The sequence below is a fragment of the Aureispira anguillae genome (genome assembly GCF_026000115.1).
In the GTDB taxonomy this organism is placed as follows: domain Bacteria; phylum Bacteroidota; class Bacteroidia; order Chitinophagales; family Saprospiraceae; genus Aureispira; species Aureispira anguillae.
This window is the reverse complement of record NZ_AP026867.1, coordinates 5,697,606-5,714,419: the sequence shown is the minus strand read 5'-3', so window position 1 is coordinate 5,714,419 and position 16,814 is coordinate 5,697,606. Positions and strand designations below refer to the sequence as shown.

Annotated in this window: 15 protein-coding genes and 1 tRNA gene; 7 read left to right on the top strand and 9 right to left on the bottom strand. The window is 35.3% G+C overall.

Annotation, left to right across the window (positions count from 1 at the left end; translation table 11 throughout):
* Positions 1–53: 53 nt before the first annotated feature.
* Positions 54–130 (bottom strand) — tRNA-Ile (locus AsAng_RS22370).
* Between the two features lie 127 nt (positions 131–257).
* Here AsAng_RS22370 and AsAng_RS22365 point away from each other — a divergent pair.
* Entirely contained in the window at positions 258–899 is a 642-nt protein-coding gene (locus tag AsAng_RS22365) for an HAD family hydrolase (protein ID WP_264789330.1), read from the top strand.
* Positions 900–920: 21 nt separating this feature from the next.
* On the opposite strand, the gene AsAng_RS22360 is transcribed toward AsAng_RS22365, so the two are convergent.
* The 4 genes from AsAng_RS22360 to AsAng_RS22345 form a co-directional block, all read right to left on the bottom strand.
* The gene (locus AsAng_RS22360; RefSeq protein WP_264789329.1) at positions 921–2,009 is read right to left on the bottom strand and encodes an endonuclease/exonuclease/phosphatase family protein; all 1,089 of its coding nucleotides are present in this window, start codon (positions 2,007–2,009) and stop codon (positions 921–923) included.
* A gap of 82 nt (positions 2,010–2,091) precedes the next feature.
* Positions 2,092–3,051, bottom strand: a complete 960-nt coding sequence (locus AsAng_RS22355; RefSeq protein WP_264789328.1) for a rhomboid family protein — start codon at positions 3,049–3,051, stop codon at positions 2,092–2,094.
* A gap of 162 nt (positions 3,052–3,213) precedes the next feature.
* Positions 3,214–3,921: a rhomboid family intramembrane serine protease gene (locus AsAng_RS22350; protein WP_264789327.1), complete on the bottom strand. Its 708-nt coding sequence runs from the start codon at positions 3,919–3,921 to the stop codon at positions 3,214–3,216.
* A 42-nt stretch (positions 3,922–3,963) separates the two neighbouring features.
* Positions 3,964–4,584, bottom strand: a complete 621-nt coding sequence (locus AsAng_RS22345) for a NifU family protein (protein WP_264789326.1) — start codon at positions 4,582–4,584, stop codon at positions 3,964–3,966.
* Positions 4,585–5,287: 703 nt separating this feature from the next.
* On the opposite strand from AsAng_RS22345, the gene dnaN reads away from it, so the two are divergent.
* From dnaN to AsAng_RS22330, 3 genes are all read left to right on the top strand, one after another.
* On the top strand, positions 5,288–6,406 hold the full coding sequence (gene dnaN, locus AsAng_RS22340) for a DNA polymerase III subunit beta (RefSeq protein WP_264789325.1): 1,119 nt from the start codon (positions 5,288–5,290) through the stop codon (positions 6,404–6,406).
* 423 nt (positions 6,407–6,829) lie between these two features.
* Positions 6,830–7,228 carry a hypothetical protein gene (locus AsAng_RS22335; RefSeq protein WP_264789324.1) on the top strand — a complete coding sequence of 133 codons (399 nt, stop codon included), beginning with the start codon at positions 6,830–6,832 and terminating at the stop codon, positions 7,226–7,228.
* Positions 7,229–7,607: 379 nt separating this feature from the next.
* Positions 7,608–8,978, top strand: coding sequence for a tetratricopeptide repeat protein (locus AsAng_RS22330; RefSeq protein ID WP_264789323.1), 1,371 nt, complete (start codon positions 7,608–7,610; stop codon positions 8,976–8,978).
* Between the two features lie 18 nt (positions 8,979–8,996).
* Here AsAng_RS22330 and AsAng_RS22325 read toward each other — a convergent pair whose 3' ends face one another.
* Positions 8,997–10,151, bottom strand: a complete 1,155-nt coding sequence (locus AsAng_RS22325) for a DNA polymerase III subunit (RefSeq protein WP_264789322.1) — start codon at positions 10,149–10,151, stop codon at positions 8,997–8,999.
* Between the two features lie 22 nt (positions 10,152–10,173).
* On the bottom strand, positions 10,174–10,671 hold the full coding sequence (locus AsAng_RS22320; protein WP_264789321.1) for a glutathione peroxidase: 498 nt from the start codon (positions 10,669–10,671) through the stop codon (positions 10,174–10,176).
* A gap of 200 nt (positions 10,672–10,871) precedes the next feature.
* Between AsAng_RS22320 and AsAng_RS22315 the strand changes: the two genes are divergently transcribed.
* Positions 10,872–11,282, top strand: coding sequence for a 6-pyruvoyl trahydropterin synthase family protein (locus AsAng_RS22315; protein WP_264789320.1), 411 nt, complete (start codon positions 10,872–10,874; stop codon positions 11,280–11,282).
* A 390-nt stretch (positions 11,283–11,672) separates the two neighbouring features.
* Positions 11,673–12,683 carry a lectin-like domain-containing protein gene (locus AsAng_RS22310; RefSeq protein WP_264789319.1) on the top strand — a complete coding sequence of 337 codons (1,011 nt, stop codon included), beginning with the start codon at positions 11,673–11,675 and terminating at the stop codon, positions 12,681–12,683.
* 17 nt (positions 12,684–12,700) lie between these two features.
* Here the strand turns inward: AsAng_RS22310 and AsAng_RS22305 are convergent, their stop codons facing one another.
* Both AsAng_RS22305 and AsAng_RS22300 read right to left on the bottom strand, forming a co-directional pair.
* Positions 12,701–14,089 carry an ArnT family glycosyltransferase gene (locus AsAng_RS22305; protein WP_264789318.1) on the bottom strand — a complete coding sequence of 463 codons (1,389 nt, stop codon included), beginning with the start codon at positions 14,087–14,089 and terminating at the stop codon, positions 12,701–12,703.
* Between the two features lie 354 nt (positions 14,090–14,443).
* The gene (locus AsAng_RS22300) at positions 14,444–15,682 is read right to left on the bottom strand and encodes a PDZ domain-containing protein (RefSeq protein ID WP_264789317.1); all 1,239 of its coding nucleotides are present in this window, start codon (positions 15,680–15,682) and stop codon (positions 14,444–14,446) included.
* A gap of 229 nt (positions 15,683–15,911) precedes the next feature.
* Between AsAng_RS22300 and AsAng_RS22295 the strand changes: the two genes are divergently transcribed.
* Positions 15,912–16,661, top strand: coding sequence for a GldM family protein (locus tag AsAng_RS22295; protein ID WP_264789316.1), 750 nt, complete (start codon positions 15,912–15,914; stop codon positions 16,659–16,661).
* Positions 16,662–16,814 lie beyond the last annotated feature (153 nt).

The window sequence follows — 16,814 nt, the reverse complement described above, 5'->3', positions numbered from 1 at the left end:
GACTCCTAAAATAAAGAAAGCCTTGCAAGTATTTCACTTGCAAGGCTTTTTGCTGGTGGTCCCACCTGGACTCGAACCAGGGACCAGCGGGTTATGAGTCCGCTGCTCTAACCAACTGAGCTATAAGACCGGTTTTACATCAAATTAATAGAAAGTTATATTTTTCTTTTGCAAGAAACACTACTTTCTTCTTATCTTGTGCGACACAAAAATAAGCATTTGTAATTAATAAAACAATTTTTCTAAAAAATAATTCCATGAAGGGCATAAAAAATATAATTTTTGATTTAGGAGGCGTCTTGATTCACTTGCAGCCAGCATATACAGAAGCTGCATTTTGCGCTTTGGTGGGAGACAAAAAAGAATTCCAGCGAATTTCAAAAATATTGATTCAAGCAGGAGTTTTTGATGATTTTGAAACAGGAAAACTAACAGAAGAAGCCTTTATCCATGCGCTGAAAGAACACAATTCCAACCCTGTAACAAGAGCGCAATTAGAAACTGCCTGGAATGCCATGTTGCTTAATATACCGAGCAATGGTTTGGAATTATTAGAAGAGTTAAAGGCAAAGGGGTATCGAGTTTATTTATTGAGCAATACCAATAGCATACATCTTCGTGAATTTCGCCAAATTGTAGCCAAAGAGCATGGAATTGAAGACTTTGATGCCTTGTTTGATAAAGCGTATTATTCCCACCTTATCAACGAACGAAAACCCGATGAGGCAGCCTTTCAATATGTCTTGGACGATGCGCAATTGATCGCTTCAGAAACCTTGTTTATAGACGACAATGCCCCCAATTTGGTGGGCGCTAGAGCGGCAGGAATTCATACCTTACTGCACCCTGCCAACAGCGATATTAAAGCACATTTAAAATTGTTTTTGCAAGTGGTATAATGGTTAAGCGACGATGTTTACTTAAAAACTAATCTGAGTATAAATGGGGTAGTGGTCAGAAGAAGTATTCGAAATGACTTGAAACGATTCTACGTTACAACTAGGACTTGCAAAAGCATAATCAATGCGCAAAAAAGGAAGCGAACCAGCATAGGTGCTTCCAAATCCACTGCCCATTTCTCCAAAGGCATCTTTTAAGTTTTTAGACAGTTGCCCATAAGCATAAGAATTGGGGGTATCGTTCATATCTCCACAAACCAATACAGGGTAGGGGCTATTATTGATGTGTTCGGCAATAAAATTAGCTTGTTCTTCCCTTAATAAAAAGGCTTCTTTGAGTTTTGTATTAATCCGTTGATAGGTCTTTTGGGTGCCGTCCTCTCCCAGTGAAGATAAATTCTTTTTGTTGAAAATTTCATGCTCGTCGCTACCTAAACCAATGGATTGTAGATGAAAAGAATAGACTCGAATGATGCTGTTTTTGTACTTTAAGTCTGCATAAATGGCTCCATTATAACTGTTGGGGAAATCAATCGTTCCTTTTTTGATAATGGGATACCTTGAAAAAATAGCTAGACTACTTCCTCCTCCTTCAGCATAATGTTTTAAGCCCATTTGGCGGATTAAAAACTGTCTTGTTGTTTGATTATAAGCAGCCGATTTGCCTGCAAATTCTTGCCCACAGAAAATATCAAGGGCTTGCCCTTGTATGGTGCGTAGTATTTTTTGTTGTGCTTTCTCCAAATCTTTGGCTTTTGAGAAGGCCATTGCATTAAAATATCGAACGTTATAACTCATAACTCGAACAGCGTCCAAAGATGGATTGGGTGTCTGCCAGTTGAAACCGATAAAGGCAAATAAACGAGAGCTGCCTAAAAAAATAACGATTAGGGAAAGATAGAAGTAACGTTGTCGTTTGTAGAGCCACCAAAAAGCAAATAAAAGATTGGCAAAAAGTAAAAAAGGGTAGCCTACCGCCAAAAAGGAAAACCAATAGAAGGTAGAAGGGGGAACCCAACTGGCTAAATAAGAGCCACAAAGCAATAAACTAACTAAAATATTGATGCCAAAAAAGAACTTGGAGATTGTCGTCTTGAACCAGCGAAACATGAACGGAATTAAAATGCCTCAATCAATAGGAGGGAAGTGAACAATGAATGTAGTTGTGAATCCATAAACTTTAGATATAGGCTTATCTATAACGATCTAAAAATATCTTTTCATCTTCGGTTAAACTATCATATCCTGAGCGTTTAATTTTGTCTAAAATCGTATTTAGGCATTCTTCTCTAGACATCTCCTTATATTTTTGCATGAATGAACGTCCATATTCATTGCCATAATAGTCTGATTTTTGTCCTCCTTTATACACTTTCATTTTTGCTTTGAAAGAGCGCTCTGTCTTTTGATGTGTTTTAGTTTTTTTCTGCTTGTGAGCAGTCATTTTTTTTCGAGTAAACCAACCTAAGACTTTATTTATGGGCTGAGCCAAATCATTTCCTTTTCTTAACTGATAGATAAAAAACCAGCCCATAAATGCACCTCCTAAATGTGCCAATGCTCCACCAGGATTACCACCTGGGATAACGATAAGATTAATAATGACCCAGACTAAAGCGACATATTGCAATTCAACATCACCAATAAGAAAGAGGCGAATTACCCCTTTGGGATTGAGTGTTGCAGCCGCCAACACAATGGCCATTACACTAGCTGATGCGCCTACTAAGTTGCCTTCTGCGCTAGAAAAGGGAGGGAAAATATTAAAGCCAATGGCAAAAAATAAAGCCCCTGCAATACCTCCCCAAATATAAATGGGCAGCATTTTGCTGTTGGGCAGCAAATCATTGAGTCGTTGACCAAACCAATAGAGTACTAACATATTCATCAGAATATGCCAAAGCCCATCGTGCAAAAACATATAGGTAAAAATACTCCACAAACGAAGTGGAATTTTTCCTATTTCGGAAGGAAAATAGAACCATTCACTAACAAAATTCCAATATTCATCTCTCCAACCTGTGATTAAAAATACAAATACAGAAATCAAGGCAACAAAGACATGTACAGCAACATTGGCCATAATTAAACGAATTATGGTGTTTCCCTGTTGATAACGCATTTTTATATCATCCCAGATATTTGTTGCCATTGTTAAGTGCTTGTGTTTGTTGCTAATTGTGCTTTTACATTACGCTGAGGTAAAGTCGTGTTACTTTTCAAAATACTCCAAAAATTACACCAGTAGATTACAACCGACTAATTTCTTGATAAAGTTGGATATTTTCGAATAATCAATGATTTTTTTCTGAAATTAAAATTTTGCCCCCTGCTTTCGCCAAAACCAAACAATACCAATGGCAATAGCAGCACCTGATAAATGCACAAAATGCCCAATGCCTGTATTGGCGTTCGAAACGTGTTGGTAAAATTCCATGGCAGCTAGACCTACCGCCAAGTATTTGGCTTTGATCGGCATAGGAGGAATTAATAAATATAAAATCCTGTTGGGGTAAAGCATGGCAAAGGTAAACAATACTCCATACGTAGCCCCTGAGGCTCCCAAAGCACTTTTGTGCCATATTCCAGCTAACTCCCTTGTCGCATCATTAATAATGTCAGGATTTGTGCCTTGATTGTTTATGGCCATCATAATTTGTTCTGGAGAGAGGGTACTCATTAAATAATGAGCATGCATATAATCTGCCCCCAAACTAAGTAAATTGGCTCCAAAACCTGCTGATAGGTATAGGAATAGGAATTTTTTGGGTCCCATTGTTCGTTCTACGTCTGAACCAAACATAAACAGAACAAACATATTCATGAAAATATGAAATAACCCTGCATGCATAAAAAATGAAGTGACCAACTGATAAGGTTGGAACGCCTCATTTTCTACATAATAAACGACAAAGTTTTGATAGGTAAAATTTCCAAATGTAATAGAAGCTAAAAACATCAATAAATTTAAAATAATGATGTTTTTAGTGATCTCAGGCAGCGAATTAAACTGTTGTTGCATAAATACTAAAGTTCTTTTAGAAAAAGTACAAAAAGGGTTAAGTTAGCCCATGATTGCTTCTACCGATTTTACCTCAGGAACCATACGTTTTAGCATACCTTCTATACCTACTTTTAGGGTTCCAGAGGAAGATGGACAGCCACTACAAGCCCCTTGAAGTATTACATTTACGACTCCATTGTCAAACGAATGAAATTTAATATTACCTCCATCCATTTCTACTGCTGGGCGTACGTATTTGTCTAGCAATTGTTTGATTTTTGCTACTAATTCTGCATCGTCTCCAGTATATTGTTCCTCCTCTTCTGCCTCTATTTTGGCTTTTACCTCTTCAAAGCCTTCTTTCATGACCTCATTACCTTCTTCAATGTAACCTTTTATAAAGGTTTTGAGTTCCATCATAACGGTTGACCACTCCATATCTGCTGCTTTGGTAACCGTAACAAAGTTGTTACAAATATAAACACCATGAACATAGTCGAAACCAAATAATGCAGTTGCTAAAGGCGACCATTCTTGTGCTAATTCCTTTTGATCAGCAGGGAAATCTGCCATTTTACGAGGGTAAAGCATTTGGTTGGTAACAAACTTTAGTGTTTCTGGATTAGGGGTTTGCTCTGTGTAGAGCATTACTGGTGGTTTAGTCACTTTTTTATTGTCCATTGTTTTGATATTGTCTAAAAAAATAAGTTGCACAAAAATAACAAAAAAAGCTCTTTTTTGTTGGCGTGCTTGATAATTTAGTGTTTTTATGAGAATATTATGATATTCATTACTCGGTTGAAAAATCGCATTATATTGATTATCAGTGTTATATGTTTCTGTGGCTTAGAGGGTTAAAAAGCTGATAGTCAATGTGATGCAAGATGCTTTTTTATGTTTTTTATTAAAAACTAAACAACTATCTCATGAGCATAGCGAACTAATCAACGGAGTATTAATGATATTATAACTGCTTATTCATCATTTATGGCACTATAAATCAAGCATTTTTTTTGCTTAAAATCAGTGCTATTAGCCTTCTAATGAAACTTAAGAATAAGCGCTAAAATTAATACCATCAATAAATTTCCTTTATAAGAAGAAAACACTATTTTTGTAACGAAAGTTGTGCAAGTCCATAAATGAATACTTTACTATACCAATTCTATTTTTAGGTTCTTTAGCAACTACAAAACAAATCGTGAAGGAAACACAAACAAAATGTAGGCTTTTTGCTGTTTAACAGCGTGGTAGTTACGCTGCTATTTACTCTTTTAGTGTGCCTAGGGGTAGTTATAAGAGCCGTTCGTGGTTACTTCACAAAAGCGTCGTCAAAGATTCCTGTTTTTACAGAAAAAAATACCAACACTATTAAAATCAAACCATGCAATTTTCTATTTCTTCAGCAGACCTTAAAGAGCAACTTCAAATTATTAATGGTGCTATTAGTTCTAATCCTATTTTACCAATATTAGAAGACTTCCTATTTAAAATTGAAGGCGATACACTTACTATTGCAGCTACGGATAACCAAACTTTTATGACTGCAGCCTTGCATGTAGATGCGGATGAAGATGGTTGCGTGGCTATTCCTGCTAAAATTTTATTGGATACCTTAAAACAATTACCAACGCAGCCTCTTAAGTTTTCAATTGATTTGGAAACATTTGCTGTTGCAGTAACTTCTCAATTTGGACAATATAAATTGGCAGGAGAAGATGGTAACGATTTTCCTAAGATACCAACTCCTGATAATGTAGATAATATTGATGTTCCTGCAACTATTTTGCTAGAGGGGATTAACAAAACGCTTTTTGCGACCAGTACCAATGAATCTCAGGTAGCTATGACAGGTGTTTTTGTACAGATAAATGGCGAAGGATTGACCTTTGTAGCGACGGATGCTCACAAATTAGTCAAATATGGATTTACAGATATAGAAACAAGTTTGGATGGTGCGTTTATTTTGCCTAAAAAAGCATTGAACCTACTTAAGAATGCCTTAGCAAATAGCAATCAAAGTGTTAGCATTGCTTATAACGATACCAATGCAATTTTCTATTTTGATAATCAAGTCTTGTCTTGTCGTTTGATTGATGAAAACTATCCTAATTATGGGGCTGTTATCCCTTCAGACAATCCTAACACGATGAGTATTACAAGAACGGATTTTTTAAATTCGTTAAAACGTATTGCTAATTATGCCAATAAAACAACCAATCAGGTAAAATTAGAAATTTCAGATAGTAGTTTGACAATAGAGGCAGAGGATTTGGATTTCTCTAATCGAGCAACAGAACAATTACCTTGCTATTACGATGGAGAGGCGATGACAATCGGCTTTAATGCTAAGTTTTTGATTGAAATGTTGAATACGATAGGAGGAGATAATGTTCGTATTGAATTATCTAGCCCAAATAGAGCTGGGATTCTTAGAACAGAAGAGCAGGCTCCCAACGAGGATTTGTTAATGCTTGTTATGCCTGTTATGTTAAATGTATAAGACTTGCTCTTATAGAGAGAGAATAATAGATTTAGACTGCTCTTTTTTAGGGCAGTCTTTTTTTTGCTAAAATTAAAAATAAAAAATACATGAAAGTGTATTTTTTTAGTAAGTTTACATAAGATTTTTGATTGGCGTATTGCTTACATATATCTAAAATATTGTATTGTTGAATTTAAAAAATTCTAACATGCAATAAAAGTGTAGCCATTTAAAACCTAAGAAAAAGGAACTGTCCTCCCCCGTCCTTGTCCGAAATAAATGATAGGATATTGCAACATGCATTAATTGTATGGATTGCCCCGCCATATCCTAAGTTAGTTTTATATAATCGGTGATATACAGCTAGAAAATTTTAGAAGAAAAATTTTTCAAAAGGGCATCGCTGTGCCTAATTTTATGATTCATAAACCTTTATTTATTATGAAAAATATTATTCTGATAGTAACTTTATTTATGACATGTTTTTCCCTGAATGCACAATTGTCTAGTTCTGTTTTGATGGGGTATTGGCACAATTGGAACATCAATAGTGTACCATATATAGCGTTAGATCAAATTGAATCTAGGTACAATGTCATTGAGCTAACCTTTGCTGATGAAGGCAATCCTGCTACTGTTTTTTCTACTCCTACCCAAGAACTTATTTATGTAAAGGGAAAGGAAGGTGATTTCTATCAAATTATAGATTCTCAAGAGCAAGTGGTTAAAGAAGGAATCTTAGACAGTAGTTGTTCTATTGTTATTCGTGATTTGCCTCCTGGTGTGTATATTATTCGCTGGGACAATCAAACGGATCAATTTATGAAAATGAATTTTTAAACAATAAAACCTAGATTAAATCTTGGTACTGAGCGGTTATTCTGTAGAGAGTAACCGCTTTTTTTAGGATAAACACAGATATAAAAGAAATAATGTGGTCTATAAAATAATATGAGCATAGTGCCTTCACAAGCGATAGCAAGCAGATGAAATGAATAATCCTATCTTATATTGTCTGTATTTTAGAAGTTTCTAAAATATTAATTTTGGAATAGCAGTTGCAATAATTTGTGATGAAAAGCTTAACTTTAAGGAAGTTATGCCTAGTTGAATACGAAATGAAAAACTTTTAATCAATTTTGAATCGATTCTTTTTTAGAAGAATCAATCGGGTAGCTTTTGTCCTATACTCGATTTTTTATAAAAAAAATCCCCCTATATGAATTATTTTATACTGCTTGTTTTGACAAGTGTTAGTTATGTATTGCAGGCTCAATCTGCTAAAAATCATTATCAAAAAGGAAACGCCTTACTCAAAGAAAAAAAATATACCGAAGCCGTTACCAGTTATGATGCTGCACTAAAATTGGATTCAATCTATGTCTTTGCTTATAATAATAAAGGGCGTGCTTTATTGGCTTTAGATTTACCAAAAGAAGCAAAAGCCTGTTTTGATCAGGTTATCTCATTAACCCCCAAAGATGCCAATGCTTATTATTATCGAGCGCAATCATTTGGGGCAATGGATTATTTTGAAAATGCAATCGTTGATTATAGCAGAGCAATTGAGTTGAATGCAACATATTTGGATGCTTATTATAATAGGGGGATAACGTACCAGAAAGTCGATCGAAATAAAGAGGCTGTTGATGATTTTAACAAAGTCCTAGAATTAAGAGAATTAAATGAAACGAGTAGCCATCAATATTCCGATATATATACTCTATTGGGCTTTTCCAAGCGATTATTGGGGCAATTAGAAGCAGCCATGAAGGACTTAGCACTAGCCATAGAAACCAATCCTAAAGATGCCCAAGCTTATTATCACCGAGGAATTATCAAGGCAGGGACAACAGAAATTGAAAGTGGGCTATTGGATTTGACCAAAGCCATTCAATTGGATGCGGAGTTTGTCAATGCTTACTACCAAAGAGGGCTGATTTATAGAGCGCAAAAAGCGTATAAAAATGCCCTTAAAGATTTTACAAATGTAATCAGTCTAAAACCCAAGGCTAATATGGGGTATATCTCTAGAGGATATACTTATGCTAATATGGGAAAACCCAAAGAAGCGATTAAAGATTATAACCAAGCAATAGCCCTGAATCCTAAGGATGCAGCTACTTTTATTCGTAAAGGCTACGCCAATGTAGCCCTAAAAGATTATAAAATGGCGCTTGAGTCTTTTTCAACAGCAATAGATTTGAACACTTCATTCAAAGGCTATGCTTATAATAATAGAGGAAATGTTAAGCGGATTCTAAAAGATTACAAAGGAGCAATGGAGGATGTTAATCAAGCTATTCAAATGGATTCTCTTAATGCATTTGCTTTTAGCAATAGGGGGCTGATTTGGATGGATCAGAACGATGCTGTTGCCGCCCTTACTGATTTTGACCGAGCGATTGAATTAAACAGCCAAGTAGCAGAATTCTATTATAATAGAGGTAAATTTTATGTAGACCAAAAAATATATGATAAGGCGATTTCAGACCTTAGCAAGTCTTCAGAGTTGGTTCCAGAATACAAACAAAAAGAGCTTGCAAAATTGTTAAAGACAGCCAAAAAGGCTTTTTTGTCAAAGAATTGATGTTCTTAGTAAGAATAACTAAACTACCAGTTTTTGTTGACGTAAGATATGATGCACTTGAATAGAAACGTCTAAGAATAAAATTCTTGGATTGCCATTTCGTTCAATATGGAAAGCTGTTTCATCAAAAAGCTGTACGAGTTGTTGCATTTGGTCTATTCCAATGACTTTTAGCATATTTTGAGCAGTAGAAAGTTCTGCTTTTTGGAGTCGAATTTTTAGTCGTCCTCCTCCCAGTTGCAGGCTTAGGAACTCTTTTAGAAAATAAAGCGCATATTGGAGAAAGACAACTTGATCTTTGCGTCCCATTTTGGTGAAAAAGTTCTTTTCTGGATGTTTTCCACTAACAATACCCTCTACCCAACGAACCATATCTTTGGGTTTGCCTTGGTAGCAAACTCGTAACCAGTCAACGAACAAACGAGCATTGTTATCTTCCATCTCATGCAGCAAGGTTTGCGCTTTGTTGTAATTGCCTTCTACTAAATAAGCAATTGTCTGTGCTTTTTCGGGGCTTAAGTGATGGGTGGCTTCCAAGTGGGCCGCAATTTTTTCATCCTCTAACCGTGGTATATTGACCAATTGACAACGGGATAAAATTGTATTTAAAATTTTACCTTGCTGTTCAGAAATTAGTAAAAAAACAGTATTGGGGCGGGGCTCTTCAATTAATTTAAGTAGACGATTTCCTTCCTTTCCTAGATATTCGGGGAGCCACAAAATCATAATTTTGAATTTCCCTTCCAATGCTTTATAACTGAGTCGTTGAACGATAGAAACACATTCATCTTTGGTAATATTACCTTGCTTATTTTCTGCTCCTATTTTTTCTAACCATTGACTGGCATTGAGATAGGGATTTTCAGCAATTGCAGCACGCCATTCTTTGATATAATTGGTACTAATGGCTTTGGAACCAACAGTAGGGTACGAAAAGTGCAAATCTGGATGGACTAATTTGCTAACTTTTCGACAGGCACTACAACTGCCACAGGCATCTTGTTCATTAGGGGTTTCACAGAGCAAAAATTGGGAGTAAGCCAAAGCTAAGGCCAAAGCGCCATTTCCTTCTTTGCCCAAGAAAATTTGCGCATGAGCGGTTCGCTCTGCATAAAAACTTTCAATAAGGTGTTTTTTTATTTTTTCATGTCCAAAGACCTCTGCAAATAACATACTGTATTGGTTCTGATGGTGTTTATAATTGGATGTCTAAGGCTGCTAAAATACGTTCATCAGCAGGTTCTACGGTAGGAGCAAAGACATGTGTTAGGTAACCTGCTTCATCAAAGATGTATTTCTGGAAGTTCCAACTCACATCAGAATCTTGTAAACCATTCAGCGTTTTTTGAGTAACAAAATGATACAGGGAGTGCATGTCGTTTCCCTTGACAGAAATTTTGGTTGTCATCGGAAAACTAATTTGATAGGTGGTGGAACAGAATTGTTCAATTTCTTGATTACTTCCTGGTTCTTGAGCACCAAAATTATTGGCAGGGCAAGCAATGATGACAAAATTATCCGAAAAATTGCGATACATTTCTTCCAATTGTGCATATTGTGCTGTCAAACCACATTGGGAAGCTACATTGACCAAAAGAATTTTTTTGCCAGCATAATCCGAAAAATTGATTTGTCCACCTGTTAATCCATCTATTTGGAAGGTGTGAATGCTTTTTGGTGAGGTGGTACTCATAATGTATTTACTTGATGGTTAGTGAACAATGATTACTTAAGTAAGATCAAAAAATGGAGCAACAAAATGGAATAGGACAATTGGATATTCTACCCCTATGTTGAAACATATTTTTAGCTTATTGGTTATTCAAAATGATAGAAGTAAGAAAGAGTTCACAAATTAATAAACAATAAGACGGTAAAAATTTTTATAAAGATATGTATATTTCAGTATTTCGCAAAGCGCATTTTAATGCTGCTCATCGCTTACATAATCCAAATTGGTCGGCAACTAAAAATGAAGCGATTTTTGGTCTGTGTAATAATCCACATTATCATGGGCATAATTACGAACTGGAAGTAAAGGTAAGTGGGGAAGTAGATCCCGAAACGGGCTATTTGATTGACTTAAAATTGCTATCTGATTTGATAAGGGATCATATAGAAGCTAAATTGGATCATAAAAACCTAAACTTGCAGGTAGAAGAATTTCAAAATTTGAATCCAACAGCAGAAAATATTGCTTATGTAATTTGGCATATTTTGCGAAAAAAATTGGATGAAAAATACGATTTAATGGTTCGATTGTATGAAACCCCACGCAATTATGTGGAGTATGAAGGAAAATAGATATTAAAACTTTTGAAAAAAGGTTATATTTGAATGGTATTTTGAGGGATCAATGTTACCGTAAATATCTTGCTAAGAGTCTTATAGCTGCAAGGATTGATGGGCGTAAGTAATACAATAATTAATCGTATAGCATTGAGCCATTAGATTCCTACTTTGTCTAGTTACTTACTAAGTATCGATTCTTAATTAGTTTTAAACATTTTGAGCGTCTTTTGGATTAATGCTGCGTTAAAAATACTCGTTGTAGCTCGCTACAACTCCGTTTTTTGCCTTGAAGTAATCTATAATCCATCATAAAATTTAGTTTAACCTAATTTAGCCTCCATACTTAAAAGGAACGAACATAGAATGTATACATCTTATAAAATAATATCATACCTACTGTAAATGAAAACAGGGTCCAAGTGTCTGATAACTGCATGTCTTATTTTGTCTAGTCAGATCACTATACTTATTGCACAACCTTCGTTTACACTAAATGGTTCTACCATTGTGATGTCTGAGAATTGTTACCGTCTAACTTCTCATCAGGCTTCTAATGATGTAGGCAGCCTTTGGTGTGAGTTTCCTATTGAATTGACCAATGCTATTGATTTTAGGTTTGCCGTCAACTTAGGTTGCTCTAAATATGCTGGCGAAGGAATGGCTTTTGTGATGCATAAAGATTCTGCTATGTATGATGCCTTAGGTTGTCAAGGTGCTGTAATGGGATTTGGAAAAACAACGAACTGTGAGGGGATTAGCCCCTCTTTAGCGTTGGAGATTGATACTCGTTTTAATCGAAGCCACAAAGATTTGTACCAACCTCATCTGACCTTGGTAAAAGATGGAAATTTGAGCAAACCATTAATTGAACCTATACGGGCTAAAAGTTACGGAAAGGATGTTAGAGATTGTGAATATCACGATGTCAGGATTACATGGTTGCCTTCCAAGCAGGAATTGTGTATTTATTTTGATGGAGAGCTGAGAATTACCTATACCGAAGATATTCTGAATGATATTTTTGGTGGCTCAAAATCGGTTTATTTTGGCTTTACAGGCAGTACGAGCAATCGTGCCAATATGCAGATGGTTTGCATCCAGTCTTTGGTGATAGAGGTAGATGGAGATTTTGAACGAAAACGTGATTTTGAAGATGCAATAGGAATTTATCCGAATCCTTTGAAGGAAAAGGTTACTATTGATGTTGATTTGTCAGAGGAGCAGGAAGTTCAGATGCAGTTGTACGATAGTACAGGGAAATTAATTTATGAAATCCCAACGCATATTACACAAACTAAAAAGTACTATTTTAATATGCCTGGTCTTCCTTCTGGTGTTTATTATGTCACTGTAACCAATGGAACCAATCGGGTTAGCAAAAAAATTGTTCACATTTCTACTATTCGAGCATAACATGTGTTGTGCAAGGATTATTTCTTTTTATAAAAGTTATAGCGTATCGTCTTCTGAGGAACCAAAAGGTAGCCTTTAGGAATGAGTTCGCCTTTTGTAGTAATTTGAAAGGGGCTTCTTTTGGGGGAAAAGTGAATGTTTATTTGAAAATAACGAGCCGAATAAGCATGAAGCGCCCAATCTTTTTTTATGGGATCGGATGCCTTTACAAAACTGTTTGGCGAAACCAATTGTCCTAGTATAAAGGTGTCGTGTAAAATTTCCTTGTCACGAGAAAAACTGCCATAAGAGCTAATGGTAATTCCTAGTAAACAGATAATTGCAAAACTTCCTACCCAACGAATTATTTTTTGTTTCTGAACGATTTGATCAAGTGCCTCAAGCTGTTTTAGATGAAAACAAGCAAAAGAAACAACAAAATAAATTAAAGAGGGCAAAAGGTAAAAACTCATTTGTTTGGGACTAATCATAATAGGGAGGGAGCCCGATAGCCCCAAAAATAAAAAGACCCATCCTTGTTGCTGAATAGCTTGATGCTGCGATTTTTGCTTAAAAAAAATGCGTAAACCAATTCCTACGGGAATCAATACCACCAATTGTAGTAGTAGTTTTTCTAGAATCAAAAAACGATTAACCGTCCCATACTCGCCTGATAAACTTTTGACCAATTGTATATCTAAATAGTCGCTAAAAAAAAGAGCGGCCTCAGTGGAACTACCGATTAGCATTCCCCAACTTAAAACGAGAACTAAAATCGGAATTGCTGTGTTCCAACAGATTTGTTTAAAAGGATGTTTATAATACAATAAAGGAAATATTAGAGGAAATAAACCAGTTGGCCCTTTGGTCAAAGTGGCTGCAAATACGGCCAATCCTGCTACTATGCTATATCGGTATTGTTTATGATCTTGCGCTAAAAGGTACATCCAAATACTCATCAAGATAAAACAATTGCTTGTGTTTTCTAATACATTGTTGTTGAAACCCCAGTGCACTAAAGGCAGTATCAAGTAGAGCAGTTGCACCCAATAGGCTCCTTGAGGAAAACTAGGAACTAAGTGTTGCCATAATTTCTTGATTAAGGAGAGACTCACAATTAAGCAGAAAATGGAATAGAGTCGATCAATCCAAAAGAAATCGCCAAAGACACTGAATAAAAGAGATTGCAACCAAAATGCTAAAGGTGGATGACTATGGAATGGATCGCCTAGATATACCCAAAAATCCCACCAGCCTTCTCCTGCCAAGGCGTAATTTCTGGCAAGTGTACCGTACACAAGACCATCTACAAACATACCATGACAGAATAAATACTGTCCAATCAAAATCAAACTTAGCACTCCAACTAATATGGAAATAGAATTAATTTTTTTTAGAACAGGTAGACGTTGTTGTAAAAGATGCAAGATTGGATAAGTTTTTAATGCTAGGATAGGGACCCAATATACAGGTTTTGTTAGGGCTATGCAATAACTTTGAATTTAATCTTCTAAGTAATGAATCTAAATTATTGATAGTTTTCGAGCAATCTTTTTAATCTTAACTGTGTTGAAAATACTCGCCATAGCTAAGGCTATGACTATGTTGTTCGCCTTGTTAATATCAAAAATCTTTTACTGCAAATTCTATAAATAATTTTGCCCCATTACTTAAACGTAGAAAAGGCTATTTTTACAAGAATTGCAAAAATAGCCTAAATAACATTGAAATAATTAACCAACTAAGCAGAGGTCAATTCTGCATCGTTGGTTAATTAAGATTTATTCTACAATAATTTGCTGTGTAATTTGTTCCTCATTTTGTGTTAAATGAATAATGTATATACCTGAAGGGTATTTTGAAACGTCCAATTGATCGTTGTAATTTCCTTCAAAATTTTGGATGGTTTGGGTGTACATTTCTTTTCCGTCCAAACTTATCACATGAATCGTTAATGGAGCTTTTTGCCCTTTAAATTTGATGTTGACAAAATCAGCCGTTGGATTCGGGAAGACCTCCATACTTGATTGTTGTGCAAATTGGCGGTTGTTCTTTTTTGTCTTCTTTTTTTCTTGAACAACTGTTTCTGGGGTATGGGGGACGCAATTTTCTTCCAAAGTAGCTATCTTCCAAGCCACATTAGGGTTGTCTGCCCATGATCCCAACGTAGCTCGAATGGTTATGGGTTGATTTTCTCTAAGGAGTCTGATTCGAATTTTATCACCAGGTTTTTTACTTTGAATAAAAGCAATTGCTTCTTCGGTACTGTGGATCTGCTGCTGATTTAATTTTACAATTTTATCAGAGGCTTTTAGGAGTGCTTTTGCGGCTCCAGTACCTTCAATAATAGAAGTTAATTTAGCGCCAGTTCCATCTTCTTGATGAGAGGTACTCAAATAAACCCCTAAAAATGGTTTAGCATACAATTCATTTAATTTTTCGCAAGCGTTTTGTGTTAAATCAAACGACTGTCTCTTGGTCTTGTAATTGGAATATTTTGTTCTATAATTTAAATAATGATTTTGAGCAGCTCCTTTAAAGGTAGCAGTACGAGTTTGTGTCACTCCATTACGTTCATATTTAATGGTTACTTTGTCTCCAATTTTATGCGCATCGACAATAGCAATAAGACCAGGGATTGATAGAGATTTTTTTCCATTAATCATTAGGATTTTATCCCCTTCTTGCAATCCAGCTTCTGCGGCAGCCGAATTTGGAAATGTTTTTAAGACAACAGTTCCTTCTTCGTTCCCTTTTAGCAAAACTCCTAACTTGGGCTTGTTGTCACAACTTTTTTTCTTTAAGATAGAATTATAGGTATATATTTTGTCACCATTAGAAGTTGTAGTTCCTCTAAAAAAATCTTCTTTTTCATTAGAAGTTGTTCTAATGATTGTAACTTTAGCATCTGTTTCCAGTTTGTTATGATCCTGTGCAAAAATAGGAGAGGATACACTAGAAGCAGCAAAAGCTATGCTCAGCGTGAAAAGCCAAGATTTCCGATTAAATAAAGTTTTCATATTAAGTATAGTTTTTACAAGTGGTTGAACAGAATTATTAGCGGTAATTGGGTTTGACCACTTTTGTTAAGAAATGAATCTGTTTTGTTTTAATCCAATTTAGGGAATGAGGATAATTGGATTTTTTGTTGACCTCTTGTAAATTTAAGGAACAGATTGCGTTATTCTTCTTAACAAAAGGTTAATAAGTAGTTAAGTATTAAAAAGAAATAAAATAAGGTAGAAAAGTATGAATGCTAAAATTTTGTTTGCTGTTGGTGGGTTCTTTTTGTTGTTAATAGGTTGTGCTATTCCGCATCAGATGCATGAAGAAGAGGCTGTAGAAGAGCCTTTTTATGTCGAAGAGGAACCGTTTTATGAAAATAACATGGAGGAGCAAAAAGCGCAGCCAGTTGTTATTCAAGGTGGGCGTGCCAATAAGGAATTATATGCAGGGTTGCCCAATAGTATAAAAATACATGTAGAAGGAGAAAGTACCGAACATTTACATGTTTTTTCTAGCAATGGTCGTCTTACTCCTGCTGATGTTAGCAAAGGGATGTATAATTTTTATGAGCAACGTCCTGGCTTTGTTGTTGAAATAGTGGCAAAAGATACATTTTCTGGTAAAATGATTACTAAGGTATTTGACGTTGTAGCCATTCCTGCCCCTGAAGCATATATTTGGAAATATAGAACGGCAGTAAAGATTCATAATCTAGTGTTTAATGCCAAAGATTTTAGCACTCAAAATGCCGTTGTTTTACATCATCGACAACAAGTTCCTGCACTTTGTTTGGCAGAAAGCTTTACGCTAATTCGCATAGATGGAGAAGGGAAAAGAACCGTTCATCACAATAAGGATAAAAATGGATTGTTTGATGAAACTGCAAAAAAAATAATTTCAGCCGCACAAAAAGGAGATATTTATTTGGTTCAGGATATAAAAACGTCTTGCTCTCCTTTTCCTGTAAAAAATATCGTTTATACAATAAAATAATTAAACAATTGGTAATGAGTAGATTGTTTGGTTGTATTTTGATGCTAGGATAATTTCCTTAAACTTTTTTTAAAAAAAATAAAAAAAAACGATCAATAAAGTTCACACTTTTAAATATGCATCCATTAAGTATTGTAATCGAAATTGAAAAGA

Bases quoted from the DNA above. Each gene is read 5' to 3' on its own strand.
- AsAng_RS22365 (WP_264789330.1), top strand. From the start codon at position 258: ATGAAGGGCATAAAAAATATAATTTTTGATTTAGGAGGCGTCTTGATT.
- AsAng_RS22360 (WP_264789329.1), bottom strand. From the start codon at position 2,009: ATGTTTCGCTGGTTCAAGACGACAATCTCCAAGTTCTTTTTTGGCATC.
- AsAng_RS22355 (WP_264789328.1), bottom strand. From the start codon at position 3,051: ATGGCAACAAATATCTGGGATGATATAAAAATGCGTTATCAACAGGGA.
- AsAng_RS22350 (WP_264789327.1), bottom strand. From the start codon at position 3,921: ATGCAACAACAGTTTAATTCGCTGCCTGAGATCACTAAAAACATCATT.
- AsAng_RS22345 (WP_264789326.1), bottom strand. From the start codon at position 4,584: ATGGACAATAAAAAAGTGACTAAACCACCAGTAATGCTCTACACAGAG.
- dnaN (WP_264789325.1), top strand. From the start codon at position 5,288: ATGCAATTTTCTATTTCTTCAGCAGACCTTAAAGAGCAACTTCAAATT.
- AsAng_RS22335 (WP_264789324.1), top strand. From the start codon at position 6,830: ATGAAAAATATTATTCTGATAGTAACTTTATTTATGACATGTTTTTCC.
- AsAng_RS22330 (WP_264789323.1), top strand. From the start codon at position 7,608: ATGAATTATTTTATACTGCTTGTTTTGACAAGTGTTAGTTATGTATTG.
- AsAng_RS22325 (WP_264789322.1), bottom strand. From the start codon at position 10,151: ATGTTATTTGCAGAGGTCTTTGGACATGAAAAAATAAAAAAACACCTT.
- AsAng_RS22320 (WP_264789321.1), bottom strand. From the start codon at position 10,671: ATGAGTACCACCTCACCAAAAAGCATTCACACCTTCCAAATAGATGGA.
- AsAng_RS22315 (WP_264789320.1), top strand. From the start codon at position 10,872: ATGTATATTTCAGTATTTCGCAAAGCGCATTTTAATGCTGCTCATCGC.
- AsAng_RS22310 (WP_264789319.1), top strand. From the start codon at position 11,673: ATGAAAACAGGGTCCAAGTGTCTGATAACTGCATGTCTTATTTTGTCT.
- AsAng_RS22300 (WP_264789317.1), bottom strand. From the start codon at position 15,682: ATGAAAACTTTATTTAATCGGAAATCTTGGCTTTTCACGCTGAGCATA.
- AsAng_RS22295 (WP_264789316.1), top strand. From the start codon at position 15,912: ATGAATGCTAAAATTTTGTTTGCTGTTGGTGGGTTCTTTTTGTTGTTA.